This window comes from Ruminococcus flavefaciens (genome assembly GCF_900119075.1).
Taxonomy (GTDB): domain Bacteria; phylum Bacillota; class Clostridia; order Oscillospirales; family Ruminococcaceae; genus Ruminococcus; species Ruminococcus flavefaciens_Q.
Genome location: NZ_FPIP01000001.1, coordinates 46208 through 70899, shown reverse-complemented (window position 1 = coordinate 70899; position 24692 = coordinate 46208). Strand labels below are relative to the sequence as shown.

Here is a 24692-nt window from a genome sequence, read left to right as displayed (position 1 = left end):
CTTGATTTTATATGATAATCATGTTATACTAATTATAACTTATCATTATATTAAGGAGCGTGATGCCTATGATCAAAGAGATTATCCAGAACAGCTATCTTATTGTGGTCGCAGGCATTACGCTCCTAATTTTTCTGTTTTACAACTCAGCGCTGACTGCAAAGCGAAAAATGGCTTTTCTTATAGGTGTTATCATCGCAATGGTTATGATAATCTGCAATATCATGGTATATCTTTTCACGGGAACAGGCAAAAATATCATGCTTATGAAGATTTTCTCAGCCATAGGTTACTCTATCAGCGGACCTGTAATGCTGCCGTTTATCTTCCTGACCAACGTCATCAAGAAAAAAGCCCGTACAGCAGTGCTGTGTTTAGCGATATTCAATGTTCTGCTTTGTATTATCAGTATATTCAACGGCTGTATATTCGCCTTTGACGAAACAGGCAACAGGTATATGGGCAAATTCGCCCTTGTTCCCTATCTGCTGAGCTTTATCTATATCGCACTGCTTCTTGTGGCTTCGATAAACAAGTTCAGGCTTGGCTTCAAGAATGAGAGCTATTTTATATTTCTCCTTTCGGTGGCGATCGTAATAGCTACCATAATGAATGCAGTATTCCATTTCAAGTTCCTCATAAGCGGCATGGCGGTGCTCTCCTGCCTGTTTTACTACATTTTCTTTACTACGGAGACTCTCACCCGTGACGCTCTTACGGGAGCCTTCAACCGACACTCCTTCTATAAGGACGTGGAGAATATGAAAAAACACCAGATGTTCGTGATATCCATGGATCTCAACGGTCTGAAAAGAATAAACGACACCGAGGGACACGACGCAGGCGACAGGGCTATACTTTCGGTATCCGACAGCGCATTTGAAGTTCTTCCCATGAAGTGCCGATTCTACCGAATGGGCGGCGACGAGTTCGAGATACTCTACCCGCACGCTACCTATTCAGATGTGGAGCTCACCACAAATAAGCTGAAAGAGGCTGTACACAAAAAAGGCTACAGTATCGCCATAGGCTTCGGCGAGTACAAGAAGGGCATGAATTTCGACAATGTTTTCCGCGAAGTAGACGCTATGATGTACGAGGACAAGGCTCGCATGAAAGCGGCTGATCCCAGGCTTATGAATATCAAACCGCACATATAACAAAACGCCCGAGAATGATCTCGGGCGCTGTTTTTTTATTTGATATAGTCTCCCCATTTGTTCTGGGCAGCTTTTTTCATGTCATTGAGCTCGTCTCTGTGTTTTTCGATAAAATCTCTAAGCTTTGCGGTATCCTCGGGATCAAGATACTGTGCTTCTTTAAGTGCTTTGAAGTCAAAATCAGTAAAGAATATAAACATTCCCTTTGTTTTCTGTCCGTCATATGTCTCATCAAACGAAGCAGTGACCTCGACACGGTCAGAAGGCGAAAGGTTATGGCAGAAAGACATACAAAGGATCGGTTCTTCCGACCTGCCGTCTATGCCGCGCATTCCGTTACTGTCTACCGATACAGCACCCTTTGGAGCAACAAGCATATATCCCATACTAAAATTCAGATAATGGGGCATACCCACTAAATACCGGTATTTATCGTCCTCAGATGAATATACTGTCACCTTATTTACTCTTGGCAAGTCCTTGCTGCCGTCATCATAAGGTGCTATCTTTTCCATGCCCTCGCACAGCTTCTTCATGGGGCGGTATTTAAGAATATACCACGCGGCGTTGACTCCGGCAAACAGAACTATGCATATACACATAAGCACTGACAAAAACTTGGTAAAGCGGCTCTTTTTCAGCTTCTTTCCCACCTTTTTAAAGGTCTCGGTCTCAGTGGGAGCTTCTTTTTTCCCGACTTCGGGAATCGTCACCTGCTCACTGAGTCGGCGACAGTCCGCACACTCCGCAAGGTGCTCCTCAACAAGTATTTTTGTCTCCTCACTGCAAATTTCCTCTTTGTACAGCGGCAAAAGATCGACTATAACATTGCAGTCTATGGTGTTTTTCATAAAAGTCCCTCCCTTTTCAATAGTTCAATGAGCTTCTGCTTTGCCCGATAATAGGTCACTCCTGCCCAGTTCTCAGTCCTGCCGAATACCTTGGCGATATCGGCGAATCTGAGCTCCGCAAAAACACGCAGGGTAAAGACCTCACGATAGGGCTCGTCAAGCTCGTGAAGAAGATGATGTATGCGCAGGGCTGTATCCCTGTCCGCAAAGCAGGCTTCGATACTCTCCTGTGCCGCAGGCTCGGGAATACTGTCCAGCGGCTGATTGCGGTTCTCAGCCTTTTTCAGCCTATCATACCAGAGATTCCTTGCGATAGTGTACAGCCACGTCTTTACGGAGCAGTCCCCCTTGAAGCTGTCGGCGCTGGTCATGGCTTTCAGCATGGTGTCCTGCAAAATGTCCTTGGCAAGCTGCTCGCTGCGGCACATTCGCAGGATAAAGGCGTAAAGGTCTGAGCTGTATTTTTCGTATATCTCGTGCAGTTCCTGCTTCATCTTCTCACCTCCTTCACTTATATAGACGAATGACTTTTTGATTTATTACAGCTTTTTCAAAAATTTCTATAAAAAGTAAGACGGGCGGATAACCGCAACACTTATATAGAAGCTTACAGTTAATTATGGGGGAAACCTTTCTGAGGAAAGGTTCTCCCCCATACCCCTTTCCAAAGACTTTTATCTGGTTTTTTCGCAGATAGGGCGCTTCTTAAATAAAAAAAGACCTGCAAAAATGCAGGTGCGCCCTATCTGTGAAAAAACAAAACGAAAGTTTTAGGGAGAGAGTTTGAGAGAAGCCCCTTTTTCAAAAGGGGTTCTCTCAATAATAATTATAAAACTTCTATATGAGTATCATGGTTAATATCCGCCCCTACATATGTCTTTTATAGTTTTTTCGTTATCCATGGGACGTCAAGAGCAGCGTCCCCTACAAATGTTCATCCATAATTGCATTGTAAGACGCGGACGCCCAAAAGGCGCCCCTACATTTCACTTTTCAACCATTGCCTGAAATTCTTCCTCGGTGATTATCGGCACGCCAAGCTCCTTGGCGGTCTTGTTCTTGGTGGAATTTGATGTATTATCGTTATTGATAAGGTAGTCAGTCTTTGAGGACACGGAGCCTGCCGCTTTTCCGCCGTTCTGCTCGATAAAGGCTTTCAGCTCGTTGCGGTTCTTCCAGATATGGACAGAACCCGTTATAACAAAGGTCTTGCCTGCAATTGCGGACTCGCTGTTCACTGCGGCGGCTTCCTCGATGTGAAGCTCCGCAAGCAGTGCATGATACTCCGCAAGATTTTTCTCATCGGCAAAGAACTTCACATAATCATTGGCGAGGACTTCTCCTATGCCGTCGATAGCTGTGAGCTCCGAAACAGTCAGGTGTTCAAGCTCCTCGGCTGTGGGATACTGGGCGCAGATAAGACGCGAAGCCTGTCTGCCGATATTAGGTATGCCCATTGCGTAGAGCACACGGCTCAGCTCGGTATTACGTGAAGCTTCAACTGCGTCGGCAAGCTTCTGGTAGGACTTCTCGCCGAAGCCCTCAAGCACTACAATTTTGAACTTATGATCGTCAAGATGGTAGAAATCGCGGAACTGACGGACAAAGCCCTCGGAAACAAGAGTTTCTATGGTAGCCGTTGACATTCCGACTATGTTCATGGCGTCACGCTGTACGAAATGCTCGAATTTGCCGATATGCTTGGCTGCACAGGCTTTATTGGTACAGACCAGAGTCTCCACGTCCTCGTCTGAGGTACGTATCTCAGTGGGCTCACCGCATACGGGACATACCGCAGGTATCTCCAGACTTCCCGAAGCTGTCTTGTTCTCCAGAACCTGTGGTATTATCATGTTAGCCTTGAAAATGGTCAGCGTATCGCCTATACCGAGTCGTAGCTGCTTCACTATGCTGAGATTGTGAACGGAAGCTCGGGATACCGTAGTTCCCTCCAGCTCCACGGGATCAAAAATAGCAACAGGATTGAGAAGTCCCGTGCGGCTTGCAGACCACTCCACCTCGCGGAGAGTTGTGTCGGCAGTCTCGTCGCGCCACTTGAACGCGATACCGTTTCTCGGTGCATGAGATGTTTCGCCGAGACTAAGACCGTATGCCACATCGTCGTACATGAGCACCAGTCCGTCCGAGGGAAACTCATTTTCGGCGATAGCTTTCTCGAAGTCAGCAACAGCTCCCTCAACATTGTCAGCTGTAACAGTTATGCCGTAAACTCGCTGAAAGCCCTGCTGCTCCAGCCAGTCAAGACGGGCGGAGAAGGAGTTCTCCTCATAGCCCTCGGCTGAGACCAGATTGAAGGCAAAGAAGTTGATATTTCTCTCGGCAGTAACCCGTGAGTCCAGATTGCGGACTGTTCCCACGCAGAGATTTCGGGGATTCTTGTACTTTGAGCCGTCGTCAATCTCCGCATTTACGCGCTCGAAATCCTTGTATTTCATCAGTGATTCGCCGCGGACAACAAGACGTCCCGTGAACGGTATACGTGCAGGTATGCCCTTGATATGACGGGCATTCTGAGTGATATCCTCGCCTATCTCGCCGTTTCCGCGGGTTACAGCCTGAACCAGCTCGCCTCCCTCATAGGTCAGGACAAGGGTAAGTCCGTCAAGCTTCCAGCTGAGAAAGCCCTTGTGCTCCCCCAGCCAGCTTTTAAGCTCCTCAACGCTCTTTGTTTTGTCAAGGGAGAGCATTTTTGAGGGGTGTTTTATCTTTTTCAGTCCCGATGAGACCTCGAAGCCCACCTGCTGAGTACGGCTGCCGCTGAGGATAACGCCCGTCTTTTTTTCCAGAGCGACCAGCTCGTCGTAGAGGTCATCGTACTGCTTATCGGACATTATCTCCACGCCTGTGTTATAATAGGCGTCCGCCGCCTTTGCGAGAAGCTCGTTGAGCTCTTTCATTCTGTTTATATCATTTGTAGCCATGGTAAAAACTCCTTGATAAAATGTAATTTTATTATACCACATATCAATTAAAAAAGCCATAGAAAAAGATAAAAAGAGTTATGACTGCGGATATTGACGAAATCAGGGGAAACTGATATAATTATAGTAATTAGTAGGGGACGCCTTCGTATCTCGGGGCGCTGCCCCAGGCTAACCGCCCCAGCCCCTCTGTCGCTTTGCGACATCTCCCCACACTGTGGGGAGTCACCCTGCAAGGGCTGTCCCCCTAATCGGGTCCGTCCCCTCTGTCGCGTTGCGACATCTCCCCACCCTGTGGAGAGTCACCCTTGACCTGACCAAAGGAACACAGTCCCTTTGGAATCTCTTTCATGGGTTCATCAAGTTATTAAAAGAAAGGCATAATATGTCAAACATAATCGAAATAAACAATAACAGCACCGATGTGCTGCAAATATTCGCTCTGCTGTCCGAACCGCAGCTGCTCCACTATTTTGAGCCCGAGCTCGGACTGTTCATAGCGGAAAGTCCCAAGGTCATCGAACGGGCTCTCAATGCAGGCTATGAGCCATATGCGCTTCTTATGGAGCGCCGCGACGTTGACGGGCAGATGAAAGAGCTTATACCGCGCTGCGGCGAAGCTCCCGTATATATCGCAGATTACGACGAGATAACCGAGATCACGGGCTTCAAGCTTATCCGCGGAGCTCTCTGTGCTTTCAGGCGAAAACACCCTGCGGATATTGCGGAGCTGTGCAGAAACGCTCGGCGTATCGCAGTTCTGGAAAACGTGGTCAATCCTACAAATATCGGAGCTATCTTCCGCTCCGCGGCGGCTCTCAATATGGACGCCGTACTGCTGACGCCTGCCTGCTCTGATCCGCTTTACAGGCGCTCCTCACGGGTAAGCATGGGAACAGTTTTTCAGATACCGTGGGGATATCTTTCAAGCAATGACGACTACCCACAGCAGCTCCGTGAAATGGGGTTCACCACGGCTGCTATGGCTCTCAGCGACAACTCGGTAAGCATTGACGCTCCCGAGCTCACAAGCATTGACAAGCTGGCGATAGTCCTCGGTACTGAGGGTGAGGGACTTGCCGACAAGACCATTGCGGACTGCGACTATACTGTGAAGATACCCATGACTCATGGTGTGGATTCCCTGAACGTCGCCGCCGCAAGCGCAGTTGCATTCTGGCAGCTGGACAGACAGTAACAGATATATAATGATATGGGGGTTTTTATATGAAACTGTATTTTAAGCAAAGGGTATTCTCATTCAAACAGCGCACGGATATTTTCGACGAATTCGGAAACGTGATTTTCGTTGCTGAGGGCGAGATATTCTCTCTCGGACGCAGAATGCACATCTACGATATGAACCGCTGTGAAGTAGGCTTCGTACAGCAGAGACTTCTGCATCTTATGCCGCGTTTCTCGGTTTACATCAACGGTCAGTACATGGCTGACGTAGTAAAGGAATTCACGTTTTTCAGTCAGAATTACCGCGTTGAGGGGCTTGGCTGGCATATAGACGGAGACATCTTCGCTCACGACTACAGGATAACCTGCGGCGGAAAGTACATTGCTTCTATCCACAAGCATTGGATGACATGGGGCGACAGCTTTGAAATAGACATAGCATACGAACAGGATACAGTCATGGCACTGGCAGTCATAATCGCTATCGACTGCGTTATCGACCAATCACAAAACTGAAAGGAGCTCTATCATGGAAAAATTCAAATGGGGAGTCATCGGCACAGGCAAGATAGCTCACAAATTCGCAGTAGCCCTTAAACACTGCGAAAAGGCACAGCTCTGCGGCGTTGCTTCAAGAACTGAAAACAAAGCAAAAAAATTCGCCGAGGAGTTCGGCTTTGAGAAATACTACGGAAGCTATGCCGACTTCGCCGCAAACAGCGACGCTGAGATAGTCTACATCGCAACTCCTATGGCTTCACATTTCGCAGACGCTAAGCTCTGCATAGAACACGGAAAGAACGTACTCTGCGAAAAGTCCCTTACTCTCAATGCGGCACAGACCGAGGAGCTTCTTGCGCTTGCTAAGGCAAAGGGCGTTTTCTTCATGGAGGCTATGTGGATGAAATGCCGTCCCGTTTACCGCAAGATGAAAGAATGGATAGCTTCGGGACTTATCGGAGACATAGAGTACATCAAGGCTGATTTCAGCAACTTTATCACCTATGACGAGAACGACAGGCTTTTCCGCGCAGACTGCGGCGGCGGCTGTCTCCTTGACCTCGGCATATATCCGCTCACTCTTGCACATGACCTGCTGGGTATGCCTGACGAGATAATAAGCTCCGCCCACATGATGAACGGCTTTGATATGAGCAATTCTATCATGCTCCGCTATAAGAGCGGCGCTTTCGTATCTGCAGACAACGGCTTTGAGATACAGCTCCGCAACAATGCCATTATATCGGGAAGCAAGGGCTTCATCACTCTCGGCAACTGGTTCCACTGCACCGACGAGGGAGTTCTCTTTGACCGCCGCGGAAACGAGGTCGAGCGCTTCGTGTACAAGGACGAGATAAACGGCTATGAGTACGAGGTTGACGAGGTACATCGCTGTCTTGAAGCAGGGCTTCTTGAAAGTACGCTTGTCCCACACAGCGATACTATTGAAGTCATGAAGATAATGGACAAATGCAGAAAACAGTGGGGAATGAAATTCCCAAATGAATAAAACAAGCCCGAAATCCTAACCATGATACTTATACAGAAATTTTATGCTTATTATTGAGAGAACCCCTTTTGAAAAAGGGGCTTCTCTCAAACTCTCTCCCTAAAACTTTCGTTTTGTTTTTTCACAGATAGGGCGCACCTGCATTTTTGCAGGTCTTTTTTTATTTAAGAAGCGCCCTATCTGCGAAAAAACCAGATAAAAGTCTTTGGAAAGGGGTATGGGGGAAACGCTTTCCTCAGAAAGGTTTCCCCCATAATTAACTATAAGTTTCTATATAAGTATTGCGGTTAAGAATTCCGAGCTTTTTTATTACTCAGTTATTCGGTTCAAGGCTTGCTATCTTTTTCAGGAGATATTCCTGTATGCGGAGCGCGTCGCCTGCTGTTACGCCGTTGCCGCGGTCGGCAACGTCTGCGTTTGCAAGTCCCTGAGCGGTTATTGCCTTCTCGTCAGAGCCGCCTAAAGCGTACTTATTAGGATTTGCAAGGCTCTGCATTATGAGAACTACGTCGGACATATCAACTTCGCCGTCGCAGTTGGCGTCGCCGTATTTCTTTACTGTAACATCGCCGTTTGTGGTAGTTGTGGTTATCGGCTCTGTAACAGTTGTAGTCGATGTTGTTGTGGAAGTTGTAGTTGTAGTAGTCTCAGTTGTTGTAGTCGTGCTCTCTGTTGTAGTTGTTGTGGTCGTAGTAGTGGTTGTAGTTGTGGTAGTAGTTGTTGTAACTACCTCGGGAGCCTTGACAAAAGCAGTGTAATTGATAACGTTTCCTGTCATGCCGTTGGTTCCGAGAACTACCTTCTGACCAGCCTCGAATTTCTTCTTGTATACCGAGAAGATTACTTCATTGCTTGATTTAGCTGTAAGAGCTGTCTTTGTGTAGTCGCTGAGCCATGAGGGAACGAGATTAGCCTCCTCCTCACGGGTATCGACGAGAACGAATACCTCGCACTTGTCAGCTGTTGTGAACTCAGCAAGATCAGCGTCTGTATTCTTGGAGTTGCAGGCTGTCATGATGTACTCGCAGTTTTCAAGCTCGGAAGGCAGAGATGTATATGTAAAGTCTCTGTCGCCGTAAATAGGACCGCCTGTCTTGTTGGACTCCATAAGCTTCCATGAGCCCGAGTTAGCGTTGTCCTTAACAAGGAAATTCTTCACCAGCTTGCCGTTTACAGGCTCGGGAGGAGTATTGTTCAGCTTTACGTTAGGTCTTGCAGGAAGCTGCGCCTCTGTGCCGAGATAGAAGCTTGGGTGAGGAGGCTGATTGTATGAGGACTGCTGACAGCCGCACTGCATACGGTACTGCATATCGTGCATGAGAGTTGTTATGCGGTACTTGGTCTCTGTATTTGTGCACCATACGCGGAGCTTTGAGTTATCCTCAGTCCCGAGAACAAGCTCCTCGCGCCAGTCGCCGAAAAGGTCGGCTGTAAGACAAGGAACAGCCTTTGTGCCGTTGTTTGAAGCACAGCCTGTAGCTGTGAAAATTGTCGGATAGTTGTTTATTGCCGCACCGTCTGTAATAGTGATATTGTCAAGAAGCTCACGCTCCAGATCGCCGTCCCAGTAGATAAGGAAGTTTGTGGAAGGCCACTTGTTGCCTATCTGCTTGCCTGAAACGTCAAATACTGCATTGGCAGGTCTTGAGCCCCAGAACTCCGCACCGCTGTTTCCTGCAACGATATTGTCAGCGCAGCAGCGTCCTGTATCCTTGTCGCCGTCGTAATGCCAGATGATACTTCCGTTCTTTCCGTCAACGAGAGAGATACCGTACTTTCCGTCCTCGTGGCAAAGGAACACCTCTATACCTTCGCGGTTAGGGTCGAGGTCGCCAATGTGCATAGCATCACCGTGGAGCAGCTTTGTAGACCAGAGAAGCTTTCCGTTATCGTCTATACAGCTTGCGCCCATGCAGACTTCCTGTCTGCCGTCGTTATCGAAATCCGCAACCATTACGTTGTGGTTTCCGCAGCCGTAAGCAGGGTCGTTCTTGTTGAAGCCCGTATCGTATACCCACTTCTTGACAAGCTTGCCGTCCTTAACGTCAACAGCAGAAAGAGTAAGTCTTGTATAGTAACCTCTGCCGTAGACAACAGAAGGATGAACTCCGTCGAGATAAGCGATAGCACAGTTGTAGCGCTCACAGCGGTTTCCGTAGTTATCGCCCCATGTGGACTTTGCGGTATTGCTTGTAGCATCACCTCTCGGTACAGGAAAATCGATAGTATCGAGAGCTGCACCTGTTGCACCCTCAAAGAGAGTCATATACTCAGGCCCCTTCAGAACAGTACCTGCACTGTCCAGATAGTTGGCACTGCCGTTTCCGATGATCTGTCCCCTGCCGTCAACAGTACCGTCGCAGGTCTTGGTAACAAGCTCTGCCTTGCCGTCGCAGTCAAAGTCTGCAACAGCCATTTGTGTATAATGCTGACCTGCGCGGATATTCTTGCCCATGTCTATGCGCCAGAGCTTCTTTCCGGTGAGGGTGTAGCAGTCGATATAGACGTTGCCTGTAAAGCCCTGAATACCCTTATCGGGATTGTGCGTCTGGGAGTTATCCTTTGAGTTTGAAGGATCCCACTTTACAAATATCTCATACTGACCGTCACCGTCAACGTCGCCTGCACAGCAGTCATTGGGCGAATAGGTGTAGGCTTCACCGTTGATAGTTCCGCCTCTCGGAACATCAAGAGGTATATCGAAGTAATTGCTGCCCGATGTGAAGCGGCAGTCCTCTGAGCTGACCACATTTCCGTTCACAAGAGTATCAACACGGTACTTTGAGCTTGAATTGCCGCTTGCATCCCAGTAATTTGTAGCCTCGCCAGCCTTGCTGGTGTAGATGAGCTGGTCATCGCGGAAGAGCTGAAACTCAGCGTCGTCCTTGTCGTTGGCGTTGAAGCGCCAGCTGATGAACATTCCGTTGCCCGACTTGATAGCGTAGATTCCGCGGTCGAGGTACTCCATGATAGCCGTACCGTTGCCGCCGTTTCCGTAAGCGGCGTCAGCTATGAGAGAGGTGCTCATGCTGAGGCTTGAACTTGCAGCAACTGCGAGAGAGGCAGCAGCAGCCGCGATTTTTTTAAGCTTTAGGTTCATTTTCAATTCCCCCTGTGTATTTTTTATCACTATTTTGGGACAGAAGTCCCCTATCCATATTATTATACATGATTATTCATAATTTGGCAATGATTTATTGTATCTTTTTACTACTTTTTTGTCTACAATTGCGATAGCTATGTAAAATAATGCAGTAAAATTTAAGATTCTATGACACAATATGTCACCTTAGATTGTAGAACTAAGAGCTAAGAACTAAGATTGTAGGGGCGCACATTGTTTTTTATTTACAACGGGAATAACTGGCGGCGGAACGCCGCCCCTACAAAACAAAAACGGAGCAATTATGCTCCGTTTTTCATAAATTCGTTATCACGGGCGGATAATATCCGCCCCTACTTATTTACCGCAGTATACTTCGATAGCCGCCGCTGCGAAATCCGCAGTACCCTTGCCGCCGACCTTGTCGATATTCTCGGATATCTCTCCGCCGCCTGCGTACATCTTCCCAAGTCCTGCCAGTATCTTATCCGTGCAGGTATAAAGGTGCTCGGTTATGAAGCTCTGAAGCTTCTTCACCATTGCCTGCGCCTCTGAGCTTTCAGGACTTCCGCTTTTCAGCTCTCCGAACTCCGCAAACAGCGACATGAAGCGCTCTATGAGCTGCTGCTCCTCCTCAGGAGTACGCTTGCTCTCCTTTTCCTTGAGCTCTTTATATTCGGGAGTATTCCCCCACTGTTCCTTTGCTCTTTTTGCGTATTCATCAAGCTTTGATGTGTCAAATGCTGAAAAATTCACTGCTCTCACTCCTAATAATTTTATTCCGCGAGCGAAGCTGATGAGGTTCTCAAGGTGCTGTTTTTTCAGTTCAAGGAGCTCTATCTGCTGCTCCAGAGCCTTTTTGCGGTCGAAATCGGGACTGCTCACTATGCGCACTATATCCTTGAGCGGAAACTCCAGTTCGCGAAAAAGCAATATCTGCTGGAGCCGTTCCAGCGCCGTATCGTCATACAGCCTGTAGCCGCCCTCGCTATGTGACGCAGGGGGCAGAAGCCCTATCTCGTCGTAATATCGGAGAGTGCGTATACTCACTCCCGTAAGCTCGCTTACCTGCTTGACCGTCATCATGTTTACCACTCCTCTCGTGTGATTTCAGTATAGACCATGACGTAACGTGAGAGTCAATAGCATTTTTTATCTTTGTAAGAAGTTACAAAAATCGCAGAAACGATTTGTACAACATTACATTATTATCACTTTTTAACAGGGTGCCGTATAACTGTTTTCAGCTTTTCGGAAGCTGTTTTTCTTGGATCTGAAAGGTATATCTCATGGTGCTGACGCTGAGGAGTTATGTCAATATCATAGCCCATAGACTCCGCATAGCTGTCCATAAGTGCAACGGTTGCAGGCTCGTCGTCATATGAGCCCATGTGCATACACTGAACGCAGAGCCCCTCCTCCACAGTGATGAACTCCACCTTTGAGAAATCAAGCTTTTTCTTCTCTGTCGCCTGCGCCACAGCCCAGTCGAAGTCGGCTTTTGTAACAAAATCTGGCACTCTTATCATAGCCGTCCATTTCAGGTCGCTCTTGCGGCTGTAGTCGATACCGACTTTGCCATCCTGCTCCCAGAAGCCCTCCAGCGGCGGCACAACATAGTCGAAATAGCCCTCGATACGGTAGTCGGTCTTTTTGCTCATCTTGATAGTATAGGCAATGCCGTAGAGAAGCTCCAGAGCCTGCTTATACTCGCCGCCCTCCTCGTTGGGATCGCCCTTTCCGCGGACAGCAATGAAGTTCATGGACGGTATATCCACTATCTGTGGTTTGTTCTTTGGTAAGTAGTATTCCTTGTACTCTTTTTTGTAATCAAATGCCATGACCGTGCTCCTTTCATAAATATGATATCAGTATATCACAGTACCAATTCTGTGTCAATCAGGGGAAACTTCCAAAAAGCGATTGACCTTTCGTGATATAAATGCTATAATACAAGTAATATTGAAAAACAGGAGATTTCCATGAACATAAACAATAACGCCGCACTGTCCCTGCGCAAGCTTGCGGACAGCGATATGACAGAGTCGGAGTTCCTCCGCGCAGTAGAAAACAACCTTATCCCCATGCAGCAGTTCTTCACGTATTACAAGTGCGCAATAATGGAGATTGAGACCAAGTTCCGCGTACTCAACGAGCAGTTCTCAATAAACGGTGAGAGCAATCCCATAGAGTTCATACAGTCCCGTATAAAGAGCTACGGAAGCATTTACCGCAAGATAATATCACACAACATACCGCGCAACCTTGAAGCTATCGAGAGCACCATTTTCGATATCGCAGGCATACGTGTAGTCTGTTCATTCGTGCAGGACATCTACCGCCTTGCAGACTGCTTTTTGCAGCAGGACGACATCTTCCTCATCAAGAAAAAGGACTACATAGAGAACCCCAAGCCCAACGGCTACAGAAGCCTTCACCTTATCGTTGAGGTGCCTATCTTCCTTGAAAACGAGAAGCGCCTCGTGAAAGCAGAGGTACAGCTCCGAACTATCGCCATGGACTTCTGGGCAAGTCTCGAGCACAAGCTCCGCTATAAGAAAGACCTGCCCCAGTATAAGCTGGATATGCTGACGGACGACCTGAAAAAATGTGCTGACCAGAGCGCACAGTGGGATATCCGTATGCAGGCAATCAAAAATATAATTGAACACGACTGAAAAAAGCCTCTTCTCTTGCACTGAGAAGGGGCTTTTTGGTAATATTCTGCACAAAAAATCACAAACATATATTTTTTCGACATATTCCGTAAAAAAACAGTTGCAATTTGTTCATATTTGTGCTATATTAAACATAATAGGTAATTATCAACATAGGATAATTAGAAATAACACACATATCAGGGGAATTAAAATCAAAAGGAGGAATTACTTATGAAACGTTTCGTTTCAGCAGTTGTTGCCATTATGACAGCAGCTATGTCCATGGGAACCTTAGTTCCCTCAGCAGTAACAGCCGCAGATGTAAGATTTTCAGGCAATGAGTGGACCGGAAAAAACGGCGCAGAGGACGTTTTCGCAATAAACCGCGAAGCCGCCAGCTGTAACCCTGTTCCCTACCACGACACGGATTCAGCCGTAAATGCAGTCTGGGACTACAATGCACGCGAGCAGTCAGAGTATCTTCAGATGCTCACAGGAAAAAACGAGAACTGGGACTTAGTGGTAGTCCAGAACTCTCAGCAGGCTCAGAATCACATCAATGCAGGCTGCTTCAATCCCAATTATCAGCCGTCATCCGCGCAAGGGTGGAAAACGGTGCAGCTGCCGAGAAGCTGGACTCGTCTTGGCTTTGACTTCTCTATCTACACCAATGTCGGTGAGCCATGGCAGTCAAAATACGACAGCTACGTTCCTGCGCCACAGGCTCCCACCAATTATAACCCTGTAGGTCTGTACCGCAAGAAGTTCACTGTTGACAGTTCCCTGCGGCAGTCAGGCAGACGCATTTATCTTGAATTTGACGGTGTTGAGTCCGCTTACTATGTATACGTCAACGGCAAGGCTATCGGCTACAGCGAGGACACATTCAGCCCTCACAGATTTGACATCACAGACGCTCTCACCGACGGCGAGAACACTCTTGCAGTCGAGGTGCACAAGTTCTGCGACGGTACATGGTTCGAGGATCAGGATATGATCTACGACGGCGGTATCTTCCGTGACGTTTTCCTCGTAAGTGCTCCCGAAATGCAGATAAGGGACTATAACGTAAAAACAGACCTTGACAACAGCTTCACCAATGCAAGCCTTGAGATCTCTCTGGATATACTGAACCGCTCAGGCAATGCCAAGAACGGCTGGAGCGTTACTGCCGAGGCTTACGATGAGGAAGGAAACAATATCCTCAGCGGCGCCTCCACAAAAATAGACAACCTCAACGGCGGCGGCAAAAGTACCTGCACTATCAAGACCTCAGTCAACTCACCAAAGCTCTGGTCTGCTGAAACGCCTAACATCTACGCTCTCGTTCTGAAGCTCACCGACGGCAGCGGAAACGTACAGGAGATACTCTCATCACAGCTGGGCTTCCGCGAGATAAACTTCACCCGTGCAGAGGTCGACGGCTCATACAGACTGACCACAAAGCAGTGGCAGCCTATCACTATCAACGGCAAGCGCCTGCTCCTTAAGGGCGTAAACCGCCATGATACCGATCCTTTCTACGGAAAGGCTGTTCCTCAGGAGACTATCCGCGAGGATGTTTCCATTATGAAGAAGAACAACATCAACGCTATAAGAACATCACACTACAGCAACGATTCTTACCTCTACTGGCTCTGCAACAAGTATGGTATGTACGTTATGGGTGAGACCAATATGGAGTGCCATGCACTTCAGGACGGCAAGAACAACAATACAAAGGCTCTGTTCTATGAGCTGGCTATGGACAGAACAGAAACAGCCTTCAAGCGCCTGAAGAACAATCCTTCCATCGTTGCATGGTCCATCGGAAACGAAATGGGCTATACAGGCAACGCAAACGATGCAGGCGGCATGTTCCGCGATATGATATGGTACTTCAAGAAGAACGACTACACCCGTCCTGTACACAGCGAAGGTCAGGACAGCGCAATGGGTGTTGATATGAAGAGCAATATGTATCCGGGCTCGGGCAATATAGCCTACAATGCAGGTCAGGGCAAGATGCCCTACGTTATGTGCGAGTATGACCACGCTATGGGCAACTCCGTGGGCGCTCTCAAGGAGTACTGGGACAATATCAGAAAATCCGACAATATGATGGGCGGATTCATCTGGGACTGGGTAGACCAGTCAAGAGCTGTCAAGATACCCAACGGCGGCTGGGACTATTACTCGGAATCATATGCAAAGGCCAATCTTTACAAGGACGAGGCTAAGGGCAATTACTACGGCTACGGCGGAGACTGGGGTGACCGTCCAAATGACGGAAGCTTCTGCGAGAACGGACTCATCAGCCCTGACAGAACTCCTCAGCCTGAGCTTGCCGAAGTAAAGTACCAGTATCAGAATTTCTGGTTCTCTGCTGATGCTTCACAGCTGGAAAAGAAACAGGTCGGCGTATATAACGAAAACAATTTCGTTAACCTGAGCAGCTTCGATGTTACATGGAAGCTCCTTCAGAACGGTATCGAGATACAGAGCGGCAAGGTGGAAAATCCCGATGTTGCTCCTCTCACAAGAGGTACTATCAGCGTTCCGTATTCACTTCCAAAGAAATATCTGGCAGGCGATGAATTCTTCATCGAGATCTCAGTTGCTACAAAGAACGGCACTGAGCTCGTTCCCGAGGGCACTGAGATATCCTACGGACAGATAGCACTTCAGGGCAGCGGCTCAACTGCAAGATTTGACAAGGGCAGCGAGCCTGTCACTATTGTTGATACTCCAAGCGGCTATGTTCCTACAGGCAAGGACTTCAACTTCATCATCGACAAGTCAACAGGTCTTATGAAGACCTATGCATACAAGGGCGACGCCCTCATCGACGAGGGACCGACTCCCAACTTCTGGCGCGGCAATGTAGAGAACGACACAGGCTGGGGCGCTAACGGCTTATACGACAAAAAGTGGCGCGACGCCATGAAGGGCGCAAAGTGCAACAGCATCGATGTCAAGGACCTTGACGGCGGCGAGAAGCAGATAATCTCACACCTTTCACTTCCGAATGCTGGCGGCACTACAGTTGACATCACATACACTATCCACTGCAACGGCACAGTTGACGTTGAGTTCAACGTAAACGCAATAAACAAGGGACTGGGCAACTTTATCCGCGTGGGCTCGTTTATGAAGCTCCCCGCAGGTGCAGAGAAGCTCAGCTGGTACGGAAACGGTCCTGTCGAGACATTCAACGACCGTAAGACCAACGGCAGACAGGGCGTATGGGAATCCACAGTTTCAGAAATGTTCTATCCTTACATGAAGGCTGACGACTGCGGAAACCTCACAGACGTCAAGTGGATAGCCGTTCAGAACGAGAGCAAGGGTTCAAGCCTTCTCATTGCCGCTGACGGAAAAGTAGAGGCAAGCGCTCTCCACTTCATGCCCGAGGATCTCCAGAATGCCGACCACCCATACAAGCTGAAGCCAAGAAGCGAGACTATCCTCAGCGTTGACTACGGCTCAATGGGTACAGGAAGCGCTACCTGCGGTCAGGGTACTCTTGAACAGTACAGACTTCCCTCAGGCAGACCTTACAGCTGGAAATACACAATTATCCCTGTAGATTCATCAAGCACAGGCAAGGATATGACCACACTCGCAGCTAAGCTCCGCTCAGACGGCGCAGTTATTCAGGACAAGAGCAGCAACGCTCTTACAGTTCCCGTTACTGCTTCAGCCAAGCTCGGCAAGAACAGCAGCGGTGACAGCTACGTAACAGGTTCAGTTACTATCCCTCACAACAGCAAGCTTGATTCAACATTTGAAGGCAAAAATTCCTTCACTGTAGAAGCTAACATAGTTCCCACAGGCTCGCCTGACTTCAATATGTTCGCAAGCAAGGGCGACTACTCCTTCGGCCTCAGAGCAGATCCTTCTGTCCTCTACTTCTTCATCTATGCAGGAGGAGGCTGGCATTCAGTAAGTGCTTCACTTCCTTCTGACTGGTTAGGCAAAAAGCATCAGGTAGCAGGTGTATATGACGCTGCAAACAATATGCTCCGCGTATATGCAGACGGCAAGATGCTCGGCGAAAAGGCAGCAGGTACAACATCAGGCGTTGAAAAGTCAGCCTATAACCTTACTATCGGCGCTTGTCCACAGACAGGAAGAAGCTCACAGGCTCAGTTCTATGAAATGAGAGTTTACAGCAAGGCGCTGGACGCTTCAGAGCTTGCTTCACAGAACACAGCTTCACCGAAGTACGGACCTGACAGCGACGTTGTTCAGCTGTGGATAGACTTCGACAACATGGCAGAGGCAGGACCTGATGATATCGAGCCGCCTACCGATCCTCAGCAGGAGGTCGTTTACGGCGACGCAAACTGCGACGGCGATGTAGATATGTCAGACGTAGTCCTCATCATGCAGAGCCTTGCAAATCCCAACAAGTTCGGACTTGACGGCTCAGACGAGAAACACATCACAGAGCAGGGACAGCTCAACGGCGACGTTGATACTTCTGCAAAGGGCATTACAGCTAACGATGCTCTCCGTATACAGGAATTCCTGCTTGGCAAGGTAACTTCACTGAAACCAGAGTCATAATTAAACAGACAGAGCCATGACGACTTGTCATGGCTCTTTTTTTATGATCGGTACTCGGTTAAGCTTTAATGGGCTGATAAAAAAATGGGGGCGATGTAAAATCGCCCCCTAAATCTTAGTTCTTAGCTCTTAGTTCTTATTTCTTAATTATCGCTTTACGATAGCTTACAAGGTCAAACGGATCAATATTACCGTCGCCGTTCATATCAGCTATCTTAGCCTGCTCCTTGTTGAATGTCTCAACGCCGAGGATATACTTCTGCATGAGAACAAGGTCAGCCACGTTGAAAGCTCCGTCCTGATTCAGGTCGCCGATGACCTCCTCAAATGGGATAGCCACTGCGATACGGTCTATCGACGGACCGTTTCCGCTTGCGTTGTAAAGCTTGATAGTGTTGTTTCCAGCCTTGAGAGTTACCTTAGTATCAGCCGCCGCGATACCCGACCAGTCGTTCCTGTTAGCGTAGAGTCCGTCCAGTCTGCCTGCGTTTGTGCCGTTTACATCTACGCTGAGGCTTCTTCTCTCGCCTGATACGTAGTAGATACGGAGGGTGTACTCCCCTGCCTTGTCAACGTTCACATTCTCGAATGTAACTGCATTATCAGCTCCGCCGCCGATATAGCCAACATAGGCACTGCCTGAGCTGTACTTGCCCTGCTTGCCTGATGTAATGGAAGCCTTGCCTGTGATCTTAGCCTTTTCAGCCTCATAGAACTTGAAATTGCTGTAAGGAGTTGTGAGCTTCATGCCGCTCTTTGTTATCTTCATGGCGAAGCCGCCGTTTGCAAGGAGATTCTCCTCGATAACGCTGTCCTTTGTAAGGTCTCTTATTATCCTGACCTCTATCTCGCTGCCGTCCTTGTTGTCGCCGAAGATATATGCGGTGTATGTTCCGTCATCGTCGACCAGCTCCGAAAGCTTTACGCTGACCTTTCTTGCGGACAGTGTAGAAGCTCCAACGTACCAGTTGCTGCCGCTTCTTCTTGCGGTAACATTGAACTGCATTGGATAGCCGTCCAGAACCTTCATGTCGTCCCAAGCAACGGGAACGTCATTGAGGAATGGCAGAGCCTTATTGCCCTGATAGGTGTATACGGAATGTGCGAAGTGCTGTATGCCCGACTCGATAGTTACAACGTCTGCAAGAGCAAAGCCTGCTGTTGCCTTTATGCCGTATATCGGTATGCCTGTAGGTGTAAAGTCTGCCGAGCCCACAACGTTTCTTGTGAATGTATATGATACTCTGTTAGCCAGCGCAGGAGCCTCGAACCACTTGTAATACTCGGTTCCGTTTACAGCCTCGAATGAAACTATATTGGGATAAGTTCTGCTCTCGCCGCGAGGTATTGTACAGCCGTGGAAAAGCACCATGAGGTGATTCTCGGCAGCTATCTTTGCGCAGAGGTTCATCTGCTTCATGGTCTCCTGAGTGTCGCTCTCGTAGTAGTCTACCTTGACGCCGCTGACGCCCAGACCTCTTATGCGCTTGAACTCGCGGACTATAGTAGCCTCGTCAAGCAGCGAGTAATAAGGATATGCAGGATTGCCCTTGCTGTCCTTGTAGCCTGAGTGTCCCTTGTTGTTTACGCCGTACCAGAGGTAAATGCCTATGCCCTTCTTTGAAGCATAGTCGCAAAGCTCCTTGACCTTTGCTTCACTGTCGTCCCAGAGCGCCCAGCCGAAGTCGAGACACACGAAGTCCCAGCCGTTGTCTGCTGCGAAGTCGATGTAGTCCTTCTGAGTGTGGTATTCAACAGGCGAATCGCCGCCGCTGCTCCACCATGACCACGCTGTTTTACCGGGTCGTATCCAGCTTGTATCCTCGATGACTGAGGGAGGATTCAGATTTAGTATCAGGTCGCTCGATGACATCTGGTCAAGGCTGTCGCCGATGACAACTGCTCTCCACGGAGTATGGAAAGCGCTGCCCATTGATATGCCGCTTACCTTGACGCCGCCCTTGAAGCGGAGACTGTGATAATTGCCGATAAACTGGAGAGAGCCTGCACAGTAGGGATTGTCCTCGTTGAAAACGCTTGCCTCTGTTACGGTTACCCAGTACTTATCGTTGATAACGCCTGTATACGGGCAGGAATAAGTGGCATTTGTCTCGTTTGCACGGTCTCTCGGCAGCTCCACCATGTCCCACTCATAAGTGGCATTTGGCCAGTTGCCCCAGAACTTGCTTTTGCTTGGGAAGATGACCTGACTGGTCTCCTCCTTTATTGTTGCGCCGTGGTCGAGAGCATATCTGAAGCCCATACCGTCGTCATATACGCGGAAGTATACTGTCAGCGTGGAATTGCCCTTTTTCAGCGGGAAGGATATCTCCTTGTAGTTGTCACGAATCTTTGTGTGCTTGCCGTATGGCATATTGTAGGTCTCGTCGTGTTCAACAGAAACAGCCGCAGGAGCTGTCTGTGAAAAGCCCGACGACAAGTCCTCGGTAGTGGTAACGATACCAAGCTTTGAGGGCTCGATAACATTGCCCCATGTGCCGTGGCTCTGCTTTCTTACGGAGTAATAATAGCTGCCCCGAGCGTCCTTCCAGAACTTTGTGACGAGTGTGCCGTCAGGTGATACAGTCTCGTACTCGGGTATGCTTGTGAGCGCCGTGCCGTCACGGGCTGTTGCAGTCTCCTCGTCGGGAACAGCCTCGCCCTCGGTAATGGTATCGGGCTCGAATGTGTAGCGGTACTGCGGATCATCGGGCAGCTTTGCCGCCTGAGCCGCTGTAAGCGCATAATCGTACATCATTACGTCGTCAACGCAGGCCATGATATCATCGTCCGAGTAGACTGAATGTCCTATGGAATTGTATGTATATGAGGGAAGTGCGCCCTCGCTGAACAGGCTGTTCATTGTAGCGGAAAGAGTATCGCTCTCGCCCTTGCCGAGAAGCTTGCCGTCCATATAGAACTCTGCGCTTTCGGGCGAATACACCGCCGTAAGCTCATGCCACTTTCCACTGTCGGGAGCAGTCTCGATATCGAAGATAGCACGGTGCTTCTCGTCGTTCTCGGTAGTAGTTCCCTTGCCGACGAAAACGCTTGTTCTGTACGCCTTTTTATCCTTTAAGTCAACGGAGATATCAGGCGACGAATAGCTCGGAGCAGCTCCTGCGCCGAATGGCACTGGCGAGAACTGATAAAGTCTTGTGTAGTTCCCTGCTCCGCTGTCCAGCTTGAATTTCAGCGAAAAACTGAAGCCCTTGTCACAGCCCTTTTCAAACATGGCAGGCAGCTGTAACCAGCCGCTTCCGAAGCCGCTTCCGTGAAGGTCAAGCACATTTGACCTGAGCTCACTGTCGTAAACTACCGATGCGTCAGAGCCCTTGATAACGGCTGTTCCCTCACCGCTGCCCTGATTTGCCACCTTGGCATTGTAGTAGCTTACCGCTGCGTCCGCAGTGAACTGCTTCGGAACTATCCCCGAAAAAGACTGCGCCATAACACAGAGCGCCGCCGCAGTACCAACTGCTCGTTTGATCAAGTTTTCCCTCATAAGTATTCCTCCTTTACTTTGAAGCCCATATGCATATCCTTATGTGCATATTCCATATATTGTCGAGCTTCTTAGTGATAATTTTAGTCCCCTACGCACATTATAGCGCATTTTCAACAAAATAGCAACCCTATATTTAAATAAAAGGTGGACATTTTACCATAAATAACATCTTTACATCATAATCCATATGTGATAAAATATCTGAGAGGTGATAATGTGGAAATTACTTACATTCACGAGCCTACGGACTTACAGTGCGGACAGGCTGTTCTGGCTATGGTACTGGGAAAAACGCCCGAATATATATGCGAGTATCTCGGAAATGACCGCGAGACCGACCTTAAAGAAATGAAGCGCACATTCCGTGAACACGGTGTTAAGATATCCGACGTGCGAAAGCAGGCAGAGCGCAGGGAGGAGCTCCCTCCCCTGTGTCTGCTCAGTCTGGAAACTCCGCGGTGCTGGCACTGGTCGCTGTACTGCGGAGGCACATTCTACGATCCCGAGCACGGTGTACTCAGCGACTTTCCACAGTGCAAAAGGAAGTATTACTGGGAGCTCACTCTCCAGCCGTGAATTTTTCAACGAAAAACAAAGCTTTTTGCAGGGAATTTTTTATTTTGGCGTATACTATAATTTATTGACACATTTCGTCAAAAGTGGTAGAATAATAAATGTATATGATTTTCAATGGAGGCAACAAAAGTGACAATAAATAAAAAGATAAGCATTCTCGCGGCAGGCGCTGTTTTAGCTGTATGTGCAGGCTGTTCCGAGACAAAAAAAGTGGAAAGTCTCCCCCTCACTCTGCTTGACACCAATATGAAGCCCGAAGAGGTGGAGTTCAAATGGCAGAAGGACTATGAGACTCTGCTCAAATCCTTCAAGAACTCAGAGCAGTATTCCGACAGCTCTATGTTTGACCTTACCGACCTTACAGGCGACGGTACTCCCGAGCTTATTATCTCACCATCGGAGGACGTAAACGCTCAGTGCATAATCTACACAATGACAGGCACTGTTGCTGATAAGATCGCAGATATAGGCTCCTACGGACAGTTTGACTATCTCCCCGAGCCCTGTGCTGTAGGCTTTTCCTACAACGGCGATGGCTTCGTTGTGGGAGAATACCAGACATTGCAGGAGGGCTCATTCCAGACAGCAGTCAGCTTCTACAACAACACTGAAAGCGCTTCTTCGGGAGCTGTCATCAAATATCAGATAAATGGCGACGACGTTACCCTTGCAAAATATGAAGAAGCTCTCCAGCCTTACAAGGAGGCTACAGCCTTCAAGACAGGCAGAAAATACACCTTCGGCGACGACGCTATAAAGTACGCGATAAACTACAGCGAAACATGGAACACTGTTCTCAGAGACGAGCAGAAGCAGGTTTACCGCGACAGACTTTCGGCTATACTCGAAAATGCCGACCTTAAGGACGCCGCCTTTGAGCTTGTCGACCTTGACATGAACGGCAATCCCGAGCTTGTGGTATCAACAGGTATCCTCAACGACTCTCAGGTAAGGATATTCTATTTTGACACCAACGACGTCAAAGAGATAGACTGCACCTGTGATACCGACGGCGGTATACACTACGATATGAAAGCAAAGGTCTTTTACGCTACTGATTTTTACGGCGAGATGAAGTGCTGGTCTATGGCAGGCACTGATATAAACGGCTTTGCTCCTTCCGAGAGCAATATGAAATGCGGCAGAAAGAACCTGCTCACAAAGGACAGCGTGGCAAAAGCCTTTCTTTGATGAGGTAAAAAATGGCTAAATCAAAATATGTTTACACCTGTAATCAATGTGGCTACGAAAGCACTAAATGGAATGGAAAATGTCCGTCCTGCGGCGCATGGAACAGCTTTGAGGAGGAGCTTGCGGAAGCTCCCGTCGGCGTCAGGAGCTCCGCTTCGTCAGGTTCTGCTCCCGATCTTTCTGATAATATCCTCGAGCTTGAGGATATCGGCGCAGACAGCGACGTCCGCTATGATACAGGTATCGGAGAGCTGAACAGAGTCCTCGGCGGAGGTCTTGTAAAAGGCTCTCTTGTTCTTCTCGGCGGTGAACCGGGTATCGGAAAAAGTACTCTCCTGCTCCAGATATGCCAGTTTCTCGGCGAGGAGCACTCGGTCCTCTACGTTTCGGGAGAGGAATCCGCAAGGCAGATAAAGCTCCGCGCACAGCGCCTTGGCGTTGACACGGAAAACCTCTATATACTCACAGCTACCGACGCCGAAGCTATCGCGCAGACCATAGCTTCCAGCGCTCCCGATATCGCTATAATCGACTCCATACAGACCATGACCATAAGCCGTATCGCTTCCAGCGCTGGCAGTATCACTCAGGTACGCGAATGCACCAATCTGTTCATGCATACCGCGAAAAATCAGGAGATACCTATCATAATCGTCGGTCATGTCAACAAGGACGGCGCTATCGCAGGTCCTAAGGTCATGGAGCATATCGTGGACGCTGTGCTCTACTTTGAGGGCGAACGCCACCAGAGCTACCGAATACTCCGCGCTGTAAAGAACCGTTTCGGCTCTACAAATGAGATAGGCGTTTTCGAGATGATAGACAAGGGACTGCGCGAGGTGGACAACCCGTCGCAGATGCTCCTTGAGGGACGTCCCCATAACGTATCGGGCACCTGTGTTGCCTGTGTTATGGAGGGCAGCAGACCGATACTCGCGGAGGTGCAGGCGCTGGCGGCAAAGACCAGCTACTCAGCACCAAGACGTATGGTGACGGGCTTTGACTTCAACAGACTCAATATCATAATCGCAGTCCTTGAAAAAAGACTTGGGATATTTATGGGCAGCCTTGACGTGTACCTGAATATCGTCGGAGGATTCCGTCTTGACGAGCCCGCAGGCGACCTGCCTGTGGCTATGGCGCTGTATTCGGGTATCATGGACAAGCAGATAGACGAGCAGCTTGTGGCATTCGGTGAGATAGGCCTGGGCGGCGAGATACGCTCCGTATCCCATATCACCCACCGTATCCGCGAGGCAGAGCGCATGGGCTTCAAGACCTGCGTTATACCCAAACAGTGTATGTCCGCTATCAATGCAAAGGACTACGACATAGAAATTATCGCCGCAAGCACGTTAAAACAGGCATTTGCGGCTATAAAATAAGGATTCCGGCTCATAAATCTCGGCAAGACCGAGGTTTATGAGCTTTGTTTTATATTGACATTTTTTGTCG

16 protein-coding genes are annotated in these 24692 nt (G+C 48.6%); 9 read left to right on the top strand and 7 right to left on the bottom strand.

Features of this window, described 5'->3' with window-relative positions:
• Positions 1-68 precede the first annotated feature (68 nt).
• Positions 69-1160 (top strand): GGDEF domain-containing protein, encoded by a 1092-nt coding sequence (locus tag BT105_RS00275; protein ID WP_072298891.1) that lies wholly within the window; start codon positions 69-71, stop codon positions 1158-1160.
• A gap of 35 nt (positions 1161-1195) precedes the next feature.
• Here the strand turns inward: BT105_RS00275 and BT105_RS00270 are convergent, their stop codons facing one another.
• The 3 genes from BT105_RS00270 to ligA form a co-directional block, all read right to left on the bottom strand.
• Positions 1196-2011, bottom strand: coding sequence for a zf-HC2 domain-containing protein (locus tag BT105_RS00270; protein WP_072298890.1), 816 nt, complete (start codon positions 2009-2011; stop codon positions 1196-1198).
• Positions 2008-2505 (bottom strand): RNA polymerase sigma factor, encoded by a 498-nt coding sequence (locus tag BT105_RS00265; protein WP_072298889.1) that lies wholly within the window; start codon positions 2503-2505, stop codon positions 2008-2010. Before BT105_RS00265 ends, BT105_RS00270 begins: the two co-directional genes overlap by 4 nt.
• A gap of 492 nt (positions 2506-2997) precedes the next feature.
• The gene (gene ligA, locus BT105_RS00260; protein WP_072298888.1) at positions 2998-4953 is read right to left on the bottom strand and encodes an NAD-dependent DNA ligase LigA; all 1956 of its coding nucleotides are present in this window, start codon (positions 4951-4953) and stop codon (positions 2998-3000) included.
• Between the two features lie 385 nt (positions 4954-5338).
• On the opposite strand from ligA, the gene BT105_RS00255 reads away from it, so the two are divergent.
• From BT105_RS00255 to BT105_RS00245, 3 genes are read left to right on the top strand one after another with little or no spacing between them, the layout of a single operon-like run.
• Entirely contained in the window at positions 5339-6151 is an 813-nt protein-coding gene (locus tag BT105_RS00255) for a TrmH family RNA methyltransferase (protein ID WP_072298887.1), read from the top strand.
• A gap of 29 nt (positions 6152-6180) precedes the next feature.
• Positions 6181-6654 (top strand): LURP-one-related/scramblase family protein, encoded by a 474-nt coding sequence (locus BT105_RS00250; RefSeq protein WP_072298886.1) that lies wholly within the window; start codon positions 6181-6183, stop codon positions 6652-6654.
• Between the two features lie 13 nt (positions 6655-6667).
• Positions 6668-7648 carry a Gfo/Idh/MocA family protein gene (locus BT105_RS00245; RefSeq protein WP_072298885.1) on the top strand — a complete coding sequence of 327 codons (981 nt, stop codon included), beginning with the start codon at positions 6668-6670 and terminating at the stop codon, positions 7646-7648.
• 313 nt (positions 7649-7961) lie between these two features.
• Here the strand turns inward: BT105_RS00245 and BT105_RS00235 are convergent, their stop codons facing one another.
• The 3 genes from BT105_RS00235 to BT105_RS00225 all read right to left on the bottom strand — a co-directional run bounded on the left by BT105_RS00235 (position 7962) and on the right by BT105_RS00225 (position 12592).
• Positions 7962-10748, bottom strand: a complete 2787-nt coding sequence (locus BT105_RS00235; protein ID WP_177243897.1) for a rhamnogalacturonan lyase family protein — start codon at positions 10746-10748, stop codon at positions 7962-7964.
• Positions 10749-11108: 360 nt separating this feature from the next.
• Complete coding sequence (locus tag BT105_RS00230) at positions 11109-11837, bottom strand: MerR family transcriptional regulator (RefSeq protein ID WP_072298884.1); 729 nt, start codon at positions 11835-11837, stop codon at positions 11109-11111.
• Positions 11838-11962: 125 nt separating this feature from the next.
• Positions 11963-12592 carry a GyrI-like domain-containing protein gene (locus tag BT105_RS00225; RefSeq protein ID WP_072298883.1) on the bottom strand — a complete coding sequence of 210 codons (630 nt, stop codon included), beginning with the start codon at positions 12590-12592 and terminating at the stop codon, positions 11963-11965.
• A 141-nt stretch (positions 12593-12733) separates the two neighbouring features.
• Between BT105_RS00225 and BT105_RS00220 the strand changes: the two genes are divergently transcribed.
• Both BT105_RS00220 and BT105_RS00215 read left to right on the top strand, forming a co-directional pair.
• A complete protein-coding gene (locus BT105_RS00220) occupies positions 12734-13429 on the top strand; it encodes a GTP pyrophosphokinase (RefSeq protein ID WP_072298882.1) in 696 nt (231 codons plus the stop codon).
• 213 nt (positions 13430-13642) lie between these two features.
• The gene (locus tag BT105_RS00215) at positions 13643-17962 is read left to right on the top strand and encodes a glycoside hydrolase family 2 TIM barrel-domain containing protein (protein WP_072298881.1); all 4320 of its coding nucleotides are present in this window, start codon (positions 13643-13645) and stop codon (positions 17960-17962) included.
• Positions 17963-18098: 136 nt separating this feature from the next.
• Here the strand turns inward: BT105_RS00215 and BT105_RS00210 are convergent, their stop codons facing one another.
• Positions 18099-21467 (bottom strand): glycoside hydrolase family 97 N-terminal domain-containing protein, encoded by a 3369-nt coding sequence (locus tag BT105_RS00210; RefSeq protein WP_072298880.1) that lies wholly within the window; start codon positions 21465-21467, stop codon positions 18099-18101.
• A gap of 219 nt (positions 21468-21686) precedes the next feature.
• On the opposite strand from BT105_RS00210, the gene BT105_RS00205 reads away from it, so the two are divergent.
• The 3 genes from BT105_RS00205 to radA all read left to right on the top strand — a co-directional run bounded on the left by BT105_RS00205 (position 21687) and on the right by radA (position 24622).
• Positions 21687-22046: a cysteine peptidase family C39 domain-containing protein gene (locus tag BT105_RS00205; protein WP_242940050.1), complete on the top strand. Its 360-nt coding sequence runs from the start codon at positions 21687-21689 to the stop codon at positions 22044-22046.
• A gap of 129 nt (positions 22047-22175) precedes the next feature.
• Positions 22176-23237: a hypothetical protein gene (locus BT105_RS00200; RefSeq protein ID WP_072298879.1), complete on the top strand. Its 1062-nt coding sequence runs from the start codon at positions 22176-22178 to the stop codon at positions 23235-23237.
• Positions 23238-23248: 11 nt separating this feature from the next.
• The gene (gene radA / locus BT105_RS00195) at positions 23249-24622 is read left to right on the top strand and encodes a DNA repair protein RadA (protein ID WP_072298878.1); all 1374 of its coding nucleotides are present in this window, start codon (positions 23249-23251) and stop codon (positions 24620-24622) included.
• Positions 24623-24692: the final 70 nt, after the last annotated feature.